Consider the following 19,806-nt stretch of genomic DNA (forward strand, 5'->3'; position numbering starts at 1 on the left):
TCAATCGACGATTTAGATTTTCCTAATGGATACACTGGCGGAGTGGAAATACATCAGCTGGAAATCCTCCGCGAACTCGGGGCGCTGGGCAGCGTGAAGGCGGTGGCCGACACCCTTATGGTCACCCCGTCGGCGGTCTCCCAACAACTGGCGCACCTGCAACGGACGGTTGACGTGCCGTTGACGCGCAAGGAGGGCCGGAACCTTGTACTGACCGAAGCCGGCCAGGTCCTCGCCGACGCCGGCGCCGCTGTCCTCAGCGCCATGGCCGATGCCCGTGGGGCTCTTGGCACTTACCACGGTTCGCCCGCCGGCCGGGTCACCGTCAGTGGGTTCCACAGCGCCGGGCAGGCCCTGTTTGGCCCGCTGGCACGGATGCTGGACCAGCCGGGACATCCGCGGATCGAACTCTCCGACGAGGACGTCGCCCAGCAGGACTTTCCGGCCCTCACCGCCCGGTACGACCTCGTGCTGGCGCACCGCATGGACCACAGCCCCCGCTGGCCCACCGAGCGAGTTGCCGTGATCCCGCTGGCCCACGAGCCGCTGGACGTGGCCCTCCCTGCCGGGCACCCGCTGGCCAGGCAGGACACCGTCACGGTGCACGACGTCGGCGCCGAAGCCTGGGTGACCAGCCACCCCGGCTACTCCCCCGCCGACGTGCTCTCCGCCGTCGCGGCCGTCTCCAGCCGGGAACCGAACATCGTCCACCGCATCAACGACTACTCCACGGTGGCTGCCCTGGTGGCCGCAGGCGGGGTGGTGGGGCTACTGCCCAGGTACACCGCCGGGCCGGTCCTGAATCCAGACATTGTCCTGCGCCCGCTCGAAGGCATCAGCACCCGGCGCCGGATCGACCTGCTCGCCAGGCCGGAAAACCTCAAGCGGCGTGCAGTAGTGCTGGTCTGTGAGGCCCTCGAGGACATCATGGCAGGACTGGTGCAGCAGGGGTAAGCGGGGCTGGCTGGTGCAGCAGGGGTAGGCGGGGCTGGCTGGTGCAGCAGGGGCAGGCAGCGGCCATCGACCCGAGGCAGGCGTGGCCGGACCGGCGCAGTTACGCCCCTTCACCATCCTGCTGGTTGCCCGCACCCATCTTCTTGCCCATGCCATGCCCGCGTCCCGACCCCAAGCCCGGGCCGTCACCGGCACCGTCGACGATCCGCTTGGCGGTGGCTTTGTCACCGTCCTTCACGCCGGCCACGCGCACGGTGTCGCCGGTGGCGATGTCCGCCGTCGTTCCGGCGGCCGGCTTGCGGCTCGCACCATTGTCTGCCGCCGGAAGCTTGGTGATCTTGGTGTCCGCGTTGACGGCGTAGGACTGGATGAAGCCGTCCTCGCTCTTGACGGTGATGGCGGAGTCGCTGACGGATTCCACGGTTCCGCGCTGTTCGAGGACCGTTTGGAAGGTCCCGTCGGGCTGCTTGACCACGGCCTCACCGTGGAGCGGTTGGGCATGCCCAGGCTTCTGCTGCCCGGGCGCCTTCTGCTGGCCCGGCGCTTTTTGCTGCCCGGGCGCCTTCTGCTGGCCCGGTGCAGTCTGGGAGGGGTTCGGCGCGGCCTGGGAGGGGGACGGCGTTGGCGTCCCGGTGGCCGACCACGCCAGGGCAGCACCGGTTCCGGAAAGGGCCAAGGCCACCGCCCCGGCCAGCATTGCCTTGCGCATCCTCAATGGGTCCCGGACCATGGTTGTTCCCTCCGCAGCACTGCCAGGGCATCACCGCCCTGTGCCCTCCTGTGCCCTGTGGGCTCCAGTCTAAGTCCGCCGCGCCCGTGCGGCCACGGGTACTTTGCGGCCGGTGGCACCTGAGTACTTAAAGCCCAACCGGGCCACAGTCAATATCGTTATGGATGCTTCAAACGACATCTGCTGCGACCCGGTTGGGTATGGGAGTGCTAAGCGGTGACGCCCAGCTTTTCCAGGATCAACTCCTTGACGCGTCCTGCGTCGGCCTGCCCGCGGGTGGCCTTCATGACCCCGCCCACGATCGCTCCCACGGCCTGCACCTTGCCGGCGCGGATCTTGTCCGCGACGCCGGGCTGCGCGGCCAGTGCGGCGTCGATGGCTTCCAGGAGGGGTCCGTCGTCGGACACAACGGCGAGGCCGCGCGCTTCGACGATCTCTTCCGGGGTGCCTTCGCCGTCGAGCACGCCGTCCAGTACCTGGGAGGCCATCTTGTTGTTGATCTTGCCGGCCTCCACCATGCGGCTGAGCTCCACCACCGTGGCAGCCTCGACGCCCAGCTGGCCGGGGTCGACATCGGCAGCCTTGGCGCGGCCGACGATCTCACCCATCCACCATTTGCGGGCCACGGAGGCGGACGCCCCGGCGGCGATGGTTTCCTCGATTTCGTCCAGGACACCGGCGTTCACCACGTCGCGGAATTCCAGGTCGGAGTAGCCCCAGTCGGCCTTGAGCCGCTTCCGGCGCTCGGCGGGCGGCTCGGGCAGCGTGGCACGCAGTTCCTCCACCCATTCGCGTGAAGCGACCACCGGCACCAGGTCAGGTTCCGGGAAGTAGCGGTAATCGTCGGCGTCGGACTTGGGCCGGCCCGAGGTGGTGGTGCGGGTGTCCTCGTGCCAGTGGCGGGTTTCCTGCACCACCGGGTTTCCGGAGTCCAGGACGGCGGCGTGGCGCTGGATCTCGTAGCGCACGGCGTGTTCGACGGCGCGCAGCGAGTTCACGTTCTTCGTTTCGGAGCGGATGCCGAAGCGTTCGCGGCCGTGCGGGCGCAGCGAGACGTTGGCGTCGCAGCGGACGTTGCCTCGTTCCATCTTTGCGTCGGAAACGCCGAGGTTCTTGACGATTTCGCGGATGGCGGCCACGTACGCCTTGGCGAGCTCCGGTGCGCGGGAGCCCGCACCCTCGATGGGCTTGGTGACAATTTCCACCAGCGGCACGCCTGCACGGTTATAGTCCACCAGGGAGAAGTCGGCACCCTGGATGCGGCCGGTGGCGCCGCCCATGTGCGTCAGCTTTCCGGCGTCCTCTTCCATGTGCGCGCGCTCGATTTCCACCCGGAACACGGTGCCGTCTTCGAGTTCAATATCCAGGTAGCCGTCGTACGCGATGGGCTCGTCGTACTGCGAGGTCTGGAAGTTCTTGGGGGTATCCGGGTAGAAGTAGTTCTTCCGGGCAAACCGGCAGGATTCGGCGATCTTGCAGTTCAGCGCCAAGCCGATCTTGATGGAGGACTCCACCGCCGTCTTGTTGACCACCGGCAGGACACCGGGCATCCCCAGGTCCACCTCGTTGACGTTGGTGTTCGGCTCGTCGCCGAAGACGTTGGGCGCGGAGGAGAACATCTTGGTCTTGGTGTTCAGTTCGACGTGGACCTCGAAGCCGAGGACGGGGTCGTACTTCTCCATGGCCTCTTCGAAGCTCAGGATTTCGTCGGTGCTCATTATTTTGCCTCCTGGGTTTCGAGGGATTCAGCGCCCAGCGCGGGAGCCTGAGCCAGCAGCGGGCCGCCCCACTTTGCTTCCAGCAAGGACTCCAGGACAGCACCCACCCGGTAGAGGCGGGCATCCTCGCGGGCGGGGGCCAGCAGCTGGATGCCCACGGGCAGGCCGTCCTCGTCCGCCAGTCCGCCGGGCAGGGACAGCCCGGGGACGCCGGCGAGGTTCGCCGGGATGGTGGCGACGTCGTTGAGGTACATGGCCAGGGGGTCGTCCAGTTTTTCGCCGAGCGGGAAGGCCGTGGTGGGGGCGGTGGGCGAGATCAGGACGTCGGCCTGCTCAAAGGCGGCCTCGAAGTCCCGCTGGACCAGCGTGCGCACCTTCTGGGCGGACCCGTAGTAGGCGTCGTAGTAGCCGGCGGAAAGGGCGTAGGTGCCCAGGATGATGCGGCGCTTAACCTCGTCGCCGAAGCCGGCGGCGCGGGTGGCGCCCATGACGCGTTCAATGGTCATGGGACCGTCTTCCGGGAGGACCCGCAGGCCGTACCGGACGCCGTCGAACTTGGCCAGGTTGGAGGAGGCCTCGGACGGCATGATCAGGTAGTAGGCGCCCAGGGCGTACTGGAAGTTGGGGCAGGAGACCTCCACGATCTCGGCGCCGGCTTCCTTGAGCAGCTCCAGTGCATCGTTGAAGCGGTTTTCGACGCCGGCCTGGTAGCCCTCGCCGTGCAGTTCCTTGATGATGCCGATCCGCAGGCCCTCGACGTTGCCGGTCTTCGCTGCGGCAACGAGGTCAGCCAGCGGTTCCGGCAGGGAGGTGGAGTCGCGTGGGTCATGGCCGCCGATGACCTGGTGCAGCAGGGCGGAGTCCAGGACGGTGCGGGTCACGGGGCCGATCTGGTCCAGGGAGGACGCCATGGCGATGGCGCCGTAGCGGGAGACACTGCCGTAAGTGGGCTTCACGCCCACGGTGCCGGTGACGGCGCCGGGCTGGCGGATGGATCCGCCGGTGTCCGTGCCGAGCGCCAGCGGGGCCTCGAAGGCAGCCACGGCCGCAGCCGAACCGCCGCCGGAGCCGCCCGGGATCCGGTCCAGGTCCCAGGGGTTGCGGGTGGGTCCGTAGGCGGAGTGCTCGGTGGAGGAGCCCATGGCGAACTCGTCCAGGTTGGTCTTGCCAAGGATCGGCATCTTGGCCGCGCGCAGGCGCTCGACGACGGTGGCGTCGTACGGGCTGTGCCAGCCTTCGAGGATCTTGGAACCGGCAGTGGTGGGCTGGCCGATGGTGACGATGAGGTCCTTGACGGCGATGGGCACGCCGGCGAGGACGTGCAGGGCTTCGGCCTCCGCACCGCCGGCTGCGCGGATGGCGTCCACCTCCGCGGCGACAGCAAGGGCTTCCTCGGCGTTGACGTGGAGGAAGGCGTTGACCTGCCCGTCGACGGCGGCGATGCGGTCAAGGTACGCCTGGGTGGCCTGGACGGCGGTGACCTCGCCGGCAGCCAGCTTCTCAGCGAGCTGCGCGGCGGAAAGGCGGATCAGGGTTTCGGCGCTGACGCCGGTGGAGTTCTGTTCAGTCATGGTTATGCCTCATCCAGGATGGCCGGGACCTTGAAACGGTTGTCATCGGAATCCGGGGCGCCGGAGAGTGCCTGTTCAGCCGTGAACGTGTGTCCCACGACGTCGTCGCGGAAGACGTTGGTCAGCGGGATGGGGTGGGAGGTCGCCGGGACGTCATCCCCTGCGGCCTCGCTGACGGACTTGACCGAATCGACGATGACGGCAAGTTCGCCGGCCATCCTGTCCAGCTCTTCGGCACTCATCTCGATGTGAGCGAGCCGCGCGAGATGCGCGACGTCGTCACGGTTGATCGCAGCCATGGATCTCCCCTGCAAAGTTCGAATTGTTTTCCGATCCAGTCTAGTGGGGAAACGCCGATGCCCGTCTGACATCCCCCAGCGGGCGTCAGACGGGCACCTTCGTGCCAGGCCCTGCCTCGGGGACAGGAGCACAGGCAGCTACAGACTAACCGATTCCGATGGCTCCGGTCAGCATCCCGACGCCAAGCATGACAAGGGAGATGACGGCGGTACGCCACAGGACTTTCTTGTGGTGGTCGCCCAGGTCCACCTTGGCCAGCGAGACCAGCAGCAGGATGGCCGGAACCAGGGGGCTCTGCAGGTGGAACGGCTGGCCGGTGATGGAGGCCCGGGCCATGTCCGCGGCGCCGACACCATAGTGCGCGGCCGTCTCGCTGAGGACGGGAAGGACGCCGAAGTAGAAGGCGTCGTTGCTCATGAAGAACGTCATGGGGATGCTCAGCACACCGGTGATGACGGCCATGAACGGGCCCATGGATGACGGGATGATCTGGACCAGCCAGGCGGACATCGCTTCGACCATGCCGGTGCCCTTGAGGACGCCGGTGAGGACGGCGGCGGCCATGACCATGCTGACCACGGCGACGATGGAGGGTGCGTGCGCAATGAGCTGGGCGCCCTGGTCCTTGACCTTGGGGAAGTTGACCAGCAGGGCGATGGCCGCGCCCACCATGAACACGAACGGCAGCGGGATGACGTTGGCCACGAGGACCACCATGACGGCGACGGTCAGGGCCAGGTTAAACCAGAACAGCTTGGGACGCAGGGTGCTGCGGTTCGGATCCAGGGCGGTATCGGTGAGCCCGGCACCGCTGTCCTCAAGGAGGGCGTCGGTGCGCTCCAGCACGGCCACGGAGGATCCTGCCGGGGAGCCGCCGACGGCGGGGGCTGCTCCGCCGGGGTTGCCGCCCTTGCGTCCGGTACGGGGCGCCGTGCCGCCGGTGCGCGAACCGCCGGCGGTGGTACCGCCGTCGAACCCGTCCGCCGTGAAGGGCTCTGCCGAAGACGGCGTTCCCCAGATTTCCGGAGCAACAGCACGGAGGCGGTTGCGTTCCTGAAGTCCCAGGAGCCAGGCGAAGGCGAATACCACGACCAGGCCGGCCACCAGGGACGGGATCATGGGGACAAAGACGTCGTTGACATCGATCTTCAGGGCGGTGGCGGCGCGGGCGGTGGGACCACCCCACGGCAGGATGTTCATGGTGCCGTTGGCCAGGCCGGCCACGCAGGTGAGGACCACGGGGCTCATCTTCAGGCGGAGGTAGACCGGCAGCATGGCGGCGGTGGTGAGGATGAAGGTGGTGGACCCGTCACCGTCCAGCGACACGGCGGCCGCGAGTATGGCGGTGCCCAGGACCACCTTGGCGGGGTCGTTGCCCAGCTTGCGGAGGATGAACTTCACCAGCGGGTCAAAGAGTCCGACGTCGATCATCAGGCCGAAGTAGATGATGGCGAACATCAGCAGGGCCGCGGTGGAGGTCATGGACTTCATGGAGTCCATGACCATGTCGCCGATGCCCAGGCCGGCGCCGGCAAAGAGGCCAAAAACGGTGGGGACAATGATCAACGCCAGCACTGGCGTCAACTTCTTCGTCATGATCAGCACCATGAAAACCGCGATCATGGCGAATCCAAGTATTACCAGCACAGCCGGCTCCTTCTTGTGAACAGCGGCACAGCGGTGTGACGCGTGCTACAGACTGTAGGGTGGCGTCCGTCACGGCGGTGCCTTTGGCGCAATTGATTGGCATACTGCTTATTGGGAGCATTTTGCTCATTGTGCTCACGCTGATTCGGCGCCTGCTGGCAGCCGATACGGTTGAGCCATACCCGTCACGCCACGCCCGTCAAGGAGGATGAATGCAGCGCCCCGCGCCCCGAAAGCCGCTGCGCTTTTCCACCCAGACACTCCTGCTGCAGGTGGCCGTCGTTCTCCTGGTGGTCCTCCTGAGCGCCACGGTGCATGCCTGGCTGACGTACGACCGGGTGGGCAGCGACGCGGAGAACCAGGCCCTGACGCTTGCCCGGACGGTGGCATCCGATCCGGAAGTCAGGGCAGACGTTCTGGCCATCAGCGAACAGCCAGGCACTCCCCCGCCGGCCGCGCTCCTCGCGGGTCCGCTGCAGGCCTCCGCAGAGGCCGCACGAACCAGGACCGGGGCGCTGTTCGTGGTGATCACCGACGAAACCGGGATCCGGCTGGCCCACCCGGATCCGCAGCGGCTCGGCGAGAAGGTGAGCACGGACCCGTCCGAGGCGCTGTCCGGGCAGGAAATCACCACCCGGAACACAGGAACCCTGGGCCCTTCCGCCGGAGCAAAGGTTCCGGTGTACGCCCCCGGCACCGCGACGGTGGTGGGTGAGGTGAGCGTGGGCTACTCCATGGAGACCGTGGCCCAGAGCGTGAGCCGCGACATCGGCCCGGTGGCCCTGACCGCCGCCGGCGCCCTGCTGGCCGGGGTCCTCGGATCCTTCCTGCTGCGCCGCCGCCTCCAGCGGCTCACCCTGGGCCTGGAACCGGAAGAGATCAGCACCCTGGTCCACGACCAGGTGGCGGTGCTGCAGGGCGTGGACGACGGCGTCATCGGCGTCCGTGCCGACGGCCGGGTCAGCGTGTTCAACGCCGCGGCGCAGCGCCTGCTCGATTTGCCCGACCTGTCCGGGACGCGGTGGGAGGACGCCCCCGTTCCTGCGCAGCTGAAGTCCCTCACCAGCCCCGCCCCCGTTGCTGCCGCTCCGCGGTTGGCTGCCGCCGGGCCGGAAGGGAATGCCGCGGGGCCGGATGCCCTGGAACTGGTGGCGGCCGGCCGGGTCCTGGTGGTGAACGCCCGCAAGGCGCTGCACCGCCGGGAGGACCTGGGCTGGGTGATCATGCTCCGCGACCGCACCGAGCTGCAGGAGCTCACCCGGCAGCTGGACGCCGTGGGCACCATGTCCACGGCACTGCGCGCCCAGCGGCACGAGTTCGCCAACCAACTGCACACCCTGGCCGGTTTCCTGGGCATCGGGCAGCACCAGGAGGCGCGTGACTACCTGGCCGGGCTGGCCGCCACCGGTCCGCTGAAGTTCCCCGTGGACCAGGCCGAACTGCTCCAGGACCCCTACCTGCAGGCGTTTGTGGGGGCCAAGGGCGTGGAAGCGGACGAACGCGGCGTCGCCCTCCGCATCGGGCCCGAAACCCTGGTCCGCGGCCAGGTCACGGAGGCCCAGGATGTGACCACTGTGCTGGGGAACCTGATCGACAACGCCGTCAACGCCGCCGTGGCGGGATCCTCAACGGACCGCTGGGTTGAGCTTGAGGTCCTGGATGAGCCGGGCGACGACGGCGGGACGCTGCACATCGTGGTGGCGGACTCGGGCGACGGGCTGGCGGACGGAACCGATCCGGAAGGCGTCTTCGCCGAAGGATTCACCACCGCCGCGGGCCCGGTCCGCGCCGGTGGCGGGCAGGGCTTCGGCCTGGCCCTGGCCCGGCAGCTGGCACGCCGCCGCGGCGGCGACGTCAAAGTATTGGATCGTGGCACCGCCGGCGGCCCGGGCGCCGTCTTCATGGCGGTCCTCCCGCACACGACGGCGGGAAACCCTGCCGCGAAGACCCCCGGGGCAGCCGGAAAGGACAACAATGGCTGATGATTTTCGGGTCCTGATCGTGGACGACGACTTCCATGTGGCCAAGCTCCACGCAGCCTACGTGGACTCGGTGGCCGGGTTCCTGGCCCTGGCCCCCGTTGGCACGGCCTCGCTGGCACTGCAGGCGATCCACAGCCTGCGCCCGGACCTGGTGCTGCTGGATGTCTACCTCCCCGATGCGTCCGGCCTCGACCTGCTGCAACAGCTGGATGTGGACACGATCATCCTCAGCGCCGCCTCCGATGCCGCCTCCGTCCGGGTGGCATTCCGCCGGGGCGCGTTGGGGTACCTGCTCAAGCCCTTCACCGCTGAGTCGCTGTCCCAGCAGCTTCGTTCCTATGCCAGGTACCGGCGCCTCCTGGGCCAGGCCGGGGCCCTGGACCAGGAGGCCGTGGAGCGCGCCAAACGGTCGCTGATCCCGGGGGATGTCACGTCGTCGTCGAAACCCCGCTCGGCAACCGAAGCCGCGGTGCTGGAATCACTGGCTCCGGGCGAACAGTATTCCGCCGCCGAGGTGGCCGCCCGGGTAGGCGTCTCCCGCGCCACGGCGCAGCGCTACCTGTCGTCGCTGGCCGACGACGGCGCGGTGGACATCCAGCTGCGCTACGGCACCACGGGCAGGCCGGAACACCGCTACGGCCTGCCGGCAAGGTAGGGCTGGGAGAGCGTCAGGCAGCTTTCTGGGCGACCAGTTCGATCTCGACGAGCATGTTCGGGTCCAGGAACGGCAGCACATGGACCAGGGAGAGGGTGGGGCGGATCTCGCCGAATACTTCGCCGTGCGCCCGGCCGGCCTCTTCCCATTTGCTGATGTCGGTCAGGTACAGCTTGGACTGCACCACATCTTCGTAGGCGAAGCCGGCGTCGGCCAGGACCTTGCCGAGTTTCTGCAGGATGTACTGGGTCTGCGTGTAGAAGTCGTCTCCCACGATCCCGTCGTCGCCGCTGGCCGCGGTGGCGGAGATGTAGAGGGTGTTGTCCACCTGGACGGCGCGGGAATAGCCGAGCGTCTGTTCCCAGACGGAGCCGGTGCCGAAGGTTTTACGCATGGGTGGGCCTTTCAAAGCTGGAATGGGTCGCCACCACTGTAGGGCCGCTACAGGTCGCGCCGGTAAACCAGCAGTTTTGTGTCGGTTCCGGGAACGAACCAGTCCCGTTCGGGCACCCGGTGGAAGCCGGTCCTGCGGTACAGGCCATGCGCGCTTTCCCAGTCTTTCCCCGTGGTCAGTGCCACCGCACGGATACCCGGCAGGGTTCGGGCGTGGCTGATGATGGCTTCCACCATGGCGCGTCCGGCGCCGCTGCGCTGGACGGCAGGGTCCACCACCAGCATCCGGAATTCCAGTTCGTCCGGCAGGGCAATGTCAGCGTACGGTTCACCGGCGAGTGCCAGGGTGACCGAGCCAATGACCGCCCCCTCCCGTTCAGCCACCCAGATGGTGGCCTGCTCCGCGCGCGCCGCAACGTCCATGACCTTGATCATGTACGGGTGGGCGGCGTCGTCGAAATACCCTGCGGCGAGGTAGGAGTCGGCGGTGATGCGGGCGACGTCGCTGAAGTCGGCTTCGACGGCGGGACGGATGGTTGGCTGCGGCTGCACCCGTCAATGGTAGTGGCGGGTGGGGCCGCCGCGGGCCCAAATCGGGCTTTCCGTGATCGAACTATCAGTACCGGGACCAGTTACCGCCGCGCCGAGGCCGGCCGGCCGGGGGGGCAGCCGGGGGCGGCACGCCCGGCTCGGTACACCTAGAGCGGAAACTTCCCTGACAGTTCCAACCCGGCCGCGCAGGTCCAGGCGTCCAGGCGTTCGTCGTCGGAGGGACCGCCGTCGAGCGGACTGGTCAGCCGCGGCCGGCGCACCCAGCAGCCTGCTTCCTCGGCGATCAGGGCACCGGCCGAGAAATCATGCTCGTTCAGGCCGCGTTCGCCGTAGGCGTCGTGGGTTCCGTCCGCCACCATGCACAGGTCCAGGGCAGCGGAGCCGAGCCGCCGCACGTCGGCGAAGCCGTCCATCAGCGTGGCGAACGCTGCCGCCTGCTCGGAGCGGACGGCAGGCTCGTAGCTGAACCCGGTGGCCAGGATCTGCCCGGTGCGGCCCGAAACCGGCCCTTCCAGCCGGGTGAGCGCTCCCCGCTCCTCCAGCCACGCGCCTTGGCCGCGGGCGGCGTAGTACACCCGCCCCAAGGCTGGGGCGTTGACGACGCCGGCCTGCCAGACGCCGTCGGCATCGGCCACCGCCACGGAGGTGGCGTAGTAGACGATGTTGCGGATGAAGTTGGTGGTTCCGTCCAGCGGGTCGATGGACCAGCGGTACCCGGTGGGTTCAGCGGGGCGGGTCGTTCCTTGTTCCTCCCCGGTGACAAAGTCGCCGGGGCGGGCGGCGGCGATCACGGCGCGCACGGCGTCCTCGGCGGCGACGTCGAAGGCAGTGACCCAGTCCCCGGCCGCACCTTTGTTACTGGGATCCAGGGCATTGCCGTCCCGGCCGGACAGTACCTGCGCACCGGCTGCAGCGGCCTGCCGGGCCACATCCAACAGTTCAGAAGCGGACGTCATGCGCTTTCCTCCACGGTGGTGTCATCGGGTGCGGCGTCGCCGGCACTGTCTTGGTCCGCGGCGTCGGCGTCCGATGGAGTCCCGCCGGGTGCGGCGTCGCCCAGGGCTGCCGGCCCGCCGTCGAGCAGCTGCCTGAAGCCGTCCTCATCCAGCACCCGGATTCCCAGCTGTTCGGCCTTGTCCAGCTTGGTCCCGGCACTTTCTCCCGCCACCACGTAGCTGGTGTTCTTGGAAACGGAACCCGCGGCCTTGCCGCCGCGCAGCAGGATGGCTTCCTTGGCTTCGTCGCGGCTGAAGTTGGGCAGCGAGCCGGTCACCACCACCGTGAGGCCTTCAAGGGTCCGCGGCGTGGACTCGTCCCGTTCGTCCTCCATGCGGACGCCTGCCGCCGCCCAACGGTCCACGATCTCCACGTGCCAATCTTCGGCGAACCACTCTTTGAGTGCGGCTGCGATGGTAGGTCCTACGCCGTCAACGTGGGCGAGCTCCTCCTCGCTGGCTGCCCGGATGCGGTCCATGGTGCCGAAGGCCTGCGCCAGGGCGCGTGACGCCCGCGGGCCCACGTGCCGGATGGACAGCGCCACCAAAACCCGCCACAGGGGCTGCGTCTTGGCCTTTTCCAGTTCCTTGAACAGTTTCTGGGTGTTGGCGGTTGGCTTGGATGGCGACTTCGCGGTGCCCTTGCTGTAGAAGTACGGCACCAGCTCGAACTCCCCGGTGGGGACGCCCTTGGACTTCTTTTCCCGGCGGATCCGTACCTCGGCCAGGTCCTCGGGCGTGAGGTCGAACAGCCGTGCTTCAGACGTCAGCGGAGGCACTTCAGGTTCAGCCGGCTGGGTCAGGGCGATGGCCGCTTCCCAGCCCAGGGCCTCAATGTCGAACGCCCCCCTGCCGGCCACGTGGAATACCCGCTCGCGGAGCTGGGACGGGCAGGACTTGGAGTTGGGGCAGCGGACGTCCACATCGCCCTCTTTGGCGGGGGCCAGCGGGGTTCCGCAGGAGGGGCAGTCGGCGGGCATCACGAAGTCCCGGACCGGCGGATCCTGCTGGTCGCGGAGGGCCAGGACCGGGCCAACGATCTCTGGGATGACGTCCCCTGCCTTCCGCAGGATGACGATGTCGCCGATCTTGACGCCCTTGGCTTTCACCACGTCCTGGTTGTGCAGGGTGGCCATTTCCACGGTGGATCCTGCCACCTTGACCGGCTCCATGACACCGAAGGGGGTTACACGGCCGGTGCGGCCTACGTTGACCTGGATGTCCAGCAGCTTGGTGTGCACTTCTTCGGGCGGGTATTTGTAGGCCACCGCCCAACGGGGAACGCGGGTGGTGTTGCCCAGGGCGCGCTGGGTGGCGAAATCGTCCACCTTGATCACGATGCCGTCGATTTCGTGGAGCAATTTGTGGCGCTGGTCCCCGTACCGCTGGATGAAACCCAGGACGTCCTCGCGGGCCGCCAGCACCTCGAAGTACGGGCTGACGGGCAGCCCCCATTCTTTGAGCTGCTGGTAGGTTTCCGACTGGCTGCGGGCTTCAAGCCCTTCACGGGCGCCGATGCCGTGCACGAACATTTTCAAGGGCCGCTTGGCGGTTTCGGCAGGGTCCTTCTGCCGCAAAGAACCCGCCGCCGCGTTGCGGGGGTTCGCCAGCGGGGCCTTGCCGGCCTCGATCAGGGCGTCGTTGAATTCGGCGAACGCCTTGGAGGGAATAAAGACCTCGCCGCGTATTTCCATCTCGGCGGGAAAGCCGCTGCCGTGCAGTTCCTGCGGGATTTCCTTGATGGTGAGCAGGTTGTGGGTGATGTCCTCGCCGGTGGTACCGTCGCCGCGGGTGGCCGCGCGCACCAGTTTTCCGTCCCGGTACAGGAGGTTGACGGCGAGGCCATCGATCTTGAGTTCGGTCAGCCACGCGGCTTTGGTGCCGCCATTGCCGATCTTCCCGATGCTTGCCTCCGCCCGGTTGAGCCAGGCTTCGAGTTCCTCCAGCGAGAAGACGTCCTCCAGGCTGTACATCCGCTGCAGATGCTCAACCGGGGCGAACGCGGCGGAAACCTCGCCGCCGACTTCCTGGGTTGGCGAGTCATTGGCCACCAGTTCAGGATGCAGGGCCTCGATCTCTTCCAGTCGGCGGAAGAGGGTGTCGAACTCGGCGTCCGACACCAGGGGTGCATCCTCCTGGTAGTAGGCGAACCGGTACTTCCGCACCAGGTCCGCGAGGTTTTCGTATTCCTCGCGGAGGGCTTCGGTGGGGATGGCCTCGGGCTCGTGCGGGGCCGCGGTCCGGGCGGCGGTCTGTTCTGCGGGTCCTGGTCCTGTACTCACAGACCTATCTTGCCCTACCCCTCCGACGTTTTCCTTGGCAGGGCGGCGCGGCACGGGACAGGGCGGTGCGGGACAGGGCGGTGCGGGACAGGGCGGTGCGGAGGCGGCGTCAGTGCGACCGGAGCCGGTTGCGGTTCCACCAGGCGAACGCGCCGGCCGCTATGGCCAACAGCACCGTTCCCAAGGCGATGGGCAGGAGCGCCGGGCCCCCGGGGCCTTCGCCCCGGGCTGGGGAAACGGCAGCCAGCTGGGTTGGCGCCGCGGACCGGGTGACCGGGCTGTTCCAGTCCTTCCCGCTGGACGGACCGGTGGGCGGGCGGTACCCGGCGTCAGCCGATGGGACTGCCGAGGCCGCACCGTCGGTTGTTGCTTCCGCGTCTGCGGGCGGCACCGAAGCGTCGGCCGGGGGTGCGGTGGCCGCCGGTGGCCCGGCGGGCTGTGGCGGCTGGACCGTTCCTTCGGCGGGGGGAGGCGCGGGCTGGGCGGTCGGCGGTACCGGGTCCCTGGACCTGCGCGGCCGCCCGCTTTGGCCGGTGTCCGGGCTGCTGGCAAGGACGGGCAGGCAGAGCAGCCCGCAGTCCGGCGTCGTTTGGGTCCCCGACGCCTGGGTGGGTGAAGGCTGCGGGGTGGCGGCGGCCGCCGGGCCGGTCGGGAAGATGCCGAAGGCCAGGGCCATGACAGCTGCTGTTGCCGTCGTCGAAACAGTGCGGAGAACCGGTGCGGACGGGGCCATTGCTACCTTTCGCTGCGCGCAGTCCCCCCACCGCGGCTTTCTGGTGTCCCCGGTAGTCTTCTACAGCGCCCTGCGGGGCCGCAAATCAACGGCTGCGGCGGCCCCGCCCATCCCCGGGCGGCTCAGTCCCGGTTTTCAGGTGGCAATGCCACCTGGATCTTCCGTGCCTTGCCGCGTCCCACCACGTAGCCCCGGCCGGGAATGAAGTCCGGGCTGACCCGGCCCAGGGAGGTGTTGAGCAGGCTGTCGCCTTCGATGTCCCCCGGGTTGAGCAGCAGTCCCCGCCGGCCGGATTTGAAGGGCTGGGCAAGCTGCCAGGCCGAGGACCAGGTGGAGGACTCGGACTCGCCGATCACCCACTGGTCTGCCTTGAGGGACGCCGTGACCAGCTGGGCAATGCCCGATTCCGCGATGGTGTCCGTGAACTCGGTGAGGCCTTCGATGAAGATGGCCACCGAACTGGGATTGCCGGTGGAGTGCTCCACCAGGTCCTCCACCACCTCGGCGAGGTCGTCCGGACCCACCACGGAACGGTTCCAGATGGGCAGGGAGGCGACGGCGGAGCGGCGGGAGCCGAGGTAGATCAGCTCGGTGGCGGGGTTGGACCGGCGCAACGCGTAGGCCAGGGTGACCAGCGCAACGGTGCGCCCGGAACCTGGCGGGCCCGCCAGGAGCAGCGGGCCGCGGGCCATGACCTCGGCCGGCTGCAGCGATTCGTCGTCCACGCCGATGACGGGCAGGTCAGGGCTGCCGGCGGGCAGGACGTCCAGGTCCACCTGGTCCGGGAGCCGTTCGATTCCCGGAGCGGTATCCAGGCCCTGGCGCTGCATGGCTTCGCTGAGCTTGTGGACTTCGCGGGCCTGCAGGGCCAGGTTCGAGTTGCCGCCCAGGACTGCCAGCTGGACTTCGAGCCCGTCGAGGAGCCCGCGTCCCGGGGGCGAGGTGGCGGTGAGGACGTCCCTGGGCACATCCAAGGAAATGTAGTCGTCCTCGGAAGAGAGGCGCAGGACCAGCCTGCGCTGGATCGAGGCCAGCAGGGAGGCCGGCACGGCGTTTGGCCGGTCGCCCGTCACCACCAGGTGGATGCCCAGGGTGCGGCCGTCGGTTGCCAGCTGGAGGAAGATGTCCCACAGTCCGGAGAGCTTGCTGTGCTCGTACGCCTCACGGAACGCCGACATGCCGTCAACCAGCACGAAGATCCGCTTCTCGTCCGGCCGGTTCGCGAGCTTCCGGTATTCAACGATGGTGGACGCCCGTACCTCGGCGAACTGCGCTGACCGCAGCTCGGCGATGTCGCGCAGGAGCCGCAGCAGCCGCCCCACGCGTTCGACGTCGTCGCCGTTGATGATTTCGCCGACGTGCGGAAGCTCCTCGAGCATCCGCAATCCCGCGGAGCCGCAATCGATGCCGTAGACGTGGACCGGTCCGCCGCGCGGAGTCACTGCGGCGGCAATCGCGATGCCCCGCAGCGCGGCCGACTTGCCGGAGCCGCCCGTGCCGTAGATGGCCATGTTGCCGTCCCTGTCCGGTTCGTAGAACACGGTGGGCTGGTCCTGGTGCACGGGATCGTCGGCAACGCCCAGCAGCAGCTGTTCGTCCGTGCGGGGGTTGGGCAGTTTGGAGAAGTCGTAGGTCTTTGCCAGTTCATCCAGCCACGGCTTGCGCGGCGGCCTGATGTCCAGCGAATCCGCCGCGTGCACGATCGTGGACGTCATCCGTGCAATGTCGTTGGGGCCGGCGGGCTCCTGCGCCACAGGCTTTTCGGGCGCGGGCGCCTCCCAGCTGGGACCGGAGCCGAAGGCCATCTCCACGATGTCGATTTGCGGCCGCTGCGGCTTGTCCGTGGTCCAGCCGCCGGCGTAACCGGTCTGGAACCCCTGGATCCTGCCCGGACCGGTTTTGGCTGCGCCGCGGCCGGGGATGGCGGGATCGAAATAGGCGGCGTCCGGGACGCCGAGGATGTCCGTGGCGTCCTCCTCGTCGGCCATGCGCAAGGCCACGCGAAGGTTGGTGTTGGCGCGGAGGTTGTCCTTGATAACACCGGCCGGCCGCTGGGTGGCCAGGATGAGGTGCAGGCCCAGGGACCGTCCACGGGCCGCCACGTCCACCACGCCGTCAACGAACTCGGGAACCTCGTTGGCCAGGGCGGCGAACTCATCCACGATGATGATCAGGTAGGGCGGTGCGTCCGGGTCGGCTTCCCGCTGCAGTGCCAGCAGGTCCTTGGCTTTCTTCCGGTTCAGCAGCTGTTCCCGGTAGTGCAGCTCGGCGCGCAGGGACGTCAGGGCCCGGCGCACCAGGTGCGGGGAAAGGTCGGTGACCAGGCCCACCGTGTGCGGCAGGTTGATGCAGTCCGCGAACGCGGCGCCGCCCTTGTAGTCGACGAACAGGAAGCTCACCCGGTCTGGGCTGTAGGCGGCGGCCATGCCCATGACCCAGGACTGGAGGAACTCGGATTTTCCTGCACCGGTGGTGCCGCCCACCAAGGCGTGCGGGCCCTCATTCTTCAGGTCGAGGTAGAGCGGTTCGATGCCTTTGGAACCCACGAGGGCGCGGAGGGTGCCGTTGTCCTTGCGGTTCGCCACGGCGGTGGCGTGCACGGAGTTGTTTTCGGTCCAGCGCTCGGCCACAGCCTGCGGGTTGTCCAGGAAGTCCTTGCCGATCAGGGTGGCGTAGGAAACGGCCCGCGGCAGGTCGGAATCGTCGTTGACCGGCTTGCCCACGTCCACCACGGGAGCCAGCATCCGCGCGAGCTGGGCCGCCAGCTCCGCGTCCACGCTCTCGCAGCTGACCGGGTAGGTGTGCCGGCCCAGGCGCACCTGTCCGGTGGTGGTGCCGTGGTCGCCGTCCACCACCATGAAATCTCGGCATGCTGCCGGCAGCGCCTGGATGTCCGTGGCCACCCACAGGACGTGGACGCCCGAATCGGGTCCCCGCTCAGCCAGCCGGGTCAGCCGGCCACGGTCGACCGGCGCATCATCCTCCACGACCACCAGTACGGCGGGCAGGACAGGTTCTTCGAGGTCGTGCTTGGCGGGGTCGACGCCCGGGCGCAGTTCCGGGCCTGACCGCTTGGCTGCGGCTTCGCGGGCATCCACCAGGTCCTCAAGCCGGGCCAGCAGGGAGGATCCGCCGGCAGAGCCGGCCGCAAGGTGGTCCCCGCCCAGCGGGCTGTGGCCCGAACCGACATGCGGCAGCCACTGCAGCCAATCCCAGCGCCCGCGCGACTGGGCGGACGTAATGGCGGTGAGGACAACCTCGGCCGGTGAGTGCAGGCCTACCAGTTGCAGCACCATTCCGCGGGCCACATCGTCCACCAGGCCGCGGGCACCGGCGATGCCCAAGGCACCGGAGGTCCGCAGCTGGGAGACCACGGGAACGCCTTCGATCTCGCTGAACTGCTTGATGCAGTCCTGGATTTCGCGGCTGTACTGGACTTCGGTGTCATTGCTGGAGGGTTCCTCCAGCGGGATGCGGGACGGCGCCGTGCCCAGCCCGAACCGGAGGCCCAGGAACGAGGAGTGCTCCGGACGGTGGGTCCACAGCAGCGGGCCCAGCTTGTAGATGGCGTCCACCGTGTCACTGACCGACGGCGCTTCCTGCAGCCGGACAGCACGTTCCACCTGCTGCAGTTCCGTCAGGTCCTGCCGGAACGCCGCCATGGATGCCCGGAACTGCTTGAGCTGTTCCTTCTGCTGCTTCCTGGTCCGCATCTTCTGGTCCACGTAATGGCCCACGATGAACAACGGCATCATCAGCATGAAAATCATGGACAGCACGTTTTGCGTGACCGCGAAGATCACGGCGCCCATCATCAGCGGGGCCACCAGCATGATGTACGGAAACGGGTGGTCTTCGGGGCGTTTGGGGCCGGCGGGCACCACGCGTTTGGGCACCTCGAAGCGGGGCACCACCCGCGGGGATCTGTTGAAGTCCACCAGGGGCGACGTCGGCGCTGCCGCATGGTTGTGGCCCAGCGGAACCACGGTGATCGTGGTGTCCCCCAGTGTCACCGTGTCGGAGGAGTTCAAGGTTGCGCGCGTGACGGGAAGACCATCCATCAGCAGGCCGTTGGCGGAGTTCGTGTCCACGATCTCGATGCCCTCCGCCACCGTGATCCGGGCATGCCGCTTGGAGGTGAGCGGGTCCGTGAGGCGGATGTCGACGTCCCGGTCCCGGCCGATGTAGCTGGTACCGGTAGGCAGCGAAAATTCGCGGCCGACGTCGGGCCCGGACAGGACACGCAAGGTGGCCGCAGCCGGTCCGCGGCCGGCGCCGGGCTCATGGAATTGTTCGCTGACCTGGGCCAGCGATACCACCGAGCCGGGGCGCAGGCCCGACTCGAGCAGGTTGTCCTGGCGGGCCAGGACATTTCCGCTGATGCCGGCACCGACGAACGCTTCGTCGATGCGCAGCGAGAGGTTCTCCGGAGGGGGCGTTCCCTTGCGGTCCGGATCAGCAGCCCACAACACGGTGGCGATGTCGGCCACGGTGGCCAGGCCGTCCACCGTGACGGCGAGGTCCTTGGCGTCGGCCGGCTCGCGGCGGAGTGTCAGGCGGATCCTCATCCTTCGTCCACGCCCCTCATCTTCTCCAGCAGGTACAGGTCATCGGGTGTTACCAGGTGGGTGGTGACGGCGTGCTCCACCAGCCGGGCACGGCGGTTGGTGGCCAGTTTGCCGCCGCCTCCGCGCAGCCCGACGACGCCCACCCGGTCCAGCTTGTCGCAGACGTTGTCCAGTTTCCGGTTGAAGCGGGTCAGCGCCCAACCCAGCGTCTTGGCGGCCGCGGCCGAGGACGGAATGGTGCTGAAGCCGGTGCCTTCGCGCCGGAGGACCGGCTCGGCGAGCGCCACGATCAGGGCCTTCTGGGCATCCGTGAAGACCACCGGTCCGATCGTCGTGTCGCCGCCGCTGCTGTCCTCACGGGCTTCCTGCCGGAAGGACGGCGTCTTTAGGTGCACGGCGAACTCGTAGGTGGTGGGGCCGGCCGTAAAAATAATGTTGGTGTGGCTGAACACCAGCGGGATCCGGGCGCCGGGGGAAAGCCACGCCTGCATGCCACCGGAAGCGTCGGCCACGGTGGCGGAGAGCATGCTGCCGACGTTGCTGAGCCACCAGATGCCGTCGTACCGGGCAACCTGCAGGAACTGCCGGTGCAGGTACGGGTTGTCGTCCACTTCGAGGTCGCCTTCGCGGCCGATGTTGAAGATGTCCTCGTCGGATGGCTCGTACCATTCGCCACAGAAATCTATTGCTAGATCCCCCATGATCTGTGCCTCCTCAAGGCAGAAG

Annotated in this window: 15 protein-coding genes; 3 read left to right on the forward strand and 12 right to left on the reverse strand. The window is 68.1% G+C overall.

Features of this window, described 5'->3' with window-relative positions; all coding sequences use genetic code 11:
• The first annotated feature begins 42 nt into the window (after positions 1 to 42).
• Positions 43 to 954 carry a LysR family transcriptional regulator gene (locus QRM95_RS14135; protein ID WP_285248192.1) on the forward strand — a complete coding sequence of 304 codons (912 nt, stop codon included), beginning with the start codon at positions 43 to 45 and terminating at the stop codon, positions 952 to 954.
• A gap of 100 nt (positions 955 to 1,054) precedes the next feature.
• Here QRM95_RS14135 and QRM95_RS14140 read toward each other — a convergent pair whose 3' ends face one another.
• The 5 genes from QRM95_RS14140 to QRM95_RS14160 all read right to left on the reverse strand — a co-directional run bounded on the left by QRM95_RS14140 (position 1,055) and on the right by QRM95_RS14160 (position 6,920).
• Positions 1,055 to 1,684 carry a hypothetical protein gene (locus QRM95_RS14140; protein ID WP_285248193.1) on the reverse strand — a complete coding sequence of 210 codons (630 nt, stop codon included), beginning with the start codon at positions 1,682 to 1,684 and terminating at the stop codon, positions 1,055 to 1,057.
• Between the two features lie 209 nt (positions 1,685 to 1,893).
• Positions 1,894 to 3,402 carry an Asp-tRNA(Asn)/Glu-tRNA(Gln) amidotransferase subunit GatB gene (gatB, locus tag QRM95_RS14145; protein ID WP_285248194.1) on the reverse strand — a complete coding sequence of 503 codons (1,509 nt, stop codon included), beginning with the start codon at positions 3,400 to 3,402 and terminating at the stop codon, positions 1,894 to 1,896.
• Positions 3,402 to 4,973 (reverse strand): Asp-tRNA(Asn)/Glu-tRNA(Gln) amidotransferase subunit GatA, encoded by a 1,572-nt coding sequence (gene gatA, locus QRM95_RS14150; protein WP_133830279.1) that lies wholly within the window; start codon positions 4,971 to 4,973, stop codon positions 3,402 to 3,404. Before gatA ends, gatB begins: the two co-directional genes overlap by 1 nt.
• 2 nt (positions 4,974 to 4,975) lie before the next feature.
• Positions 4,976 to 5,272: an Asp-tRNA(Asn)/Glu-tRNA(Gln) amidotransferase subunit GatC gene (gene gatC, locus QRM95_RS14155; protein ID WP_018763018.1), complete on the reverse strand. Its 297-nt coding sequence runs from the start codon at positions 5,270 to 5,272 to the stop codon at positions 4,976 to 4,978.
• A gap of 145 nt (positions 5,273 to 5,417) precedes the next feature.
• Complete coding sequence (locus QRM95_RS14160; protein ID WP_285248195.1) at positions 5,418 to 6,920, reverse strand: CitMHS family transporter; 1,503 nt, start codon at positions 6,918 to 6,920, stop codon at positions 5,418 to 5,420.
• 212 nt (positions 6,921 to 7,132) lie between these two features.
• On the opposite strand from QRM95_RS14160, the gene QRM95_RS14165 reads away from it, so the two are divergent.
• Together QRM95_RS14165 and QRM95_RS14170 are read left to right on the forward strand one after the other, a co-directional pair.
• On the forward strand, positions 7,133 to 8,902 hold the full coding sequence (locus QRM95_RS14165; protein ID WP_285248196.1) for a sensor histidine kinase: 1,770 nt from the start codon (positions 7,133 to 7,135) through the stop codon (positions 8,900 to 8,902).
• Positions 8,895 to 9,557 carry a response regulator gene (locus QRM95_RS14170; protein WP_018763015.1) on the forward strand — a complete coding sequence of 221 codons (663 nt, stop codon included), beginning with the start codon at positions 8,895 to 8,897 and terminating at the stop codon, positions 9,555 to 9,557. The genes QRM95_RS14165 and QRM95_RS14170 overlap by 8 nt, the downstream gene beginning before the upstream one ends.
• Positions 9,558 to 9,570: 13 nt before the next feature.
• On the opposite strand, the gene QRM95_RS14175 is transcribed toward QRM95_RS14170, so the two are convergent.
• From QRM95_RS14175 to QRM95_RS14205, 7 genes are all read right to left on the reverse strand, one after another.
• Entirely contained in the window at positions 9,571 to 9,951 is a 381-nt protein-coding gene (locus QRM95_RS14175; RefSeq protein ID WP_285248197.1) for a RidA family protein, read from the reverse strand.
• Positions 9,952 to 9,998: 47 nt separating this feature from the next.
• Complete coding sequence (locus QRM95_RS14180) at positions 9,999 to 10,502, reverse strand: GNAT family N-acetyltransferase (protein ID WP_285248198.1); 504 nt, start codon at positions 10,500 to 10,502, stop codon at positions 9,999 to 10,001.
• Between the two features lie 146 nt (positions 10,503 to 10,648).
• Positions 10,649 to 11,458, reverse strand: coding sequence for an inositol monophosphatase family protein (locus tag QRM95_RS14185; protein WP_285248199.1), 810 nt, complete (start codon positions 11,456 to 11,458; stop codon positions 10,649 to 10,651).
• Entirely contained in the window at positions 11,455 to 13,710 is a 2,256-nt protein-coding gene (gene ligA / locus QRM95_RS14190; RefSeq protein ID WP_502934974.1) for an NAD-dependent DNA ligase LigA, read from the reverse strand. The genes QRM95_RS14185 and ligA overlap by 4 nt, the downstream gene beginning before the upstream one ends.
• Positions 13,711 to 13,888: 178 nt before the next feature.
• Positions 13,889 to 14,512, reverse strand: coding sequence for a hypothetical protein (locus QRM95_RS14195; RefSeq protein ID WP_285248201.1), 624 nt, complete (start codon positions 14,510 to 14,512; stop codon positions 13,889 to 13,891).
• 122 nt (positions 14,513 to 14,634) lie between these two features.
• Positions 14,635 to 19,080 (reverse strand): type VII secretion EssC family protein, encoded by a 4,446-nt coding sequence (locus QRM95_RS14200; protein ID WP_285248202.1) that lies wholly within the window; start codon positions 19,078 to 19,080, stop codon positions 14,635 to 14,637.
• On the reverse strand, positions 19,077 to 19,781 hold the full coding sequence (locus tag QRM95_RS14205; RefSeq protein ID WP_018763009.1) for a hypothetical protein: 705 nt from the start codon (positions 19,779 to 19,781) through the stop codon (positions 19,077 to 19,079). The genes QRM95_RS14200 and QRM95_RS14205 overlap by 4 nt, the downstream gene beginning before the upstream one ends.
• Between the last annotated feature and the right edge of the window lie 25 nt (positions 19,782 to 19,806).

The organism is Pseudarthrobacter sp. efr-133-R2A-89 (genome assembly GCF_030209315.1).
Lineage (GTDB): Bacteria > Actinomycetota > Actinomycetes > Actinomycetales > Micrococcaceae > Arthrobacter.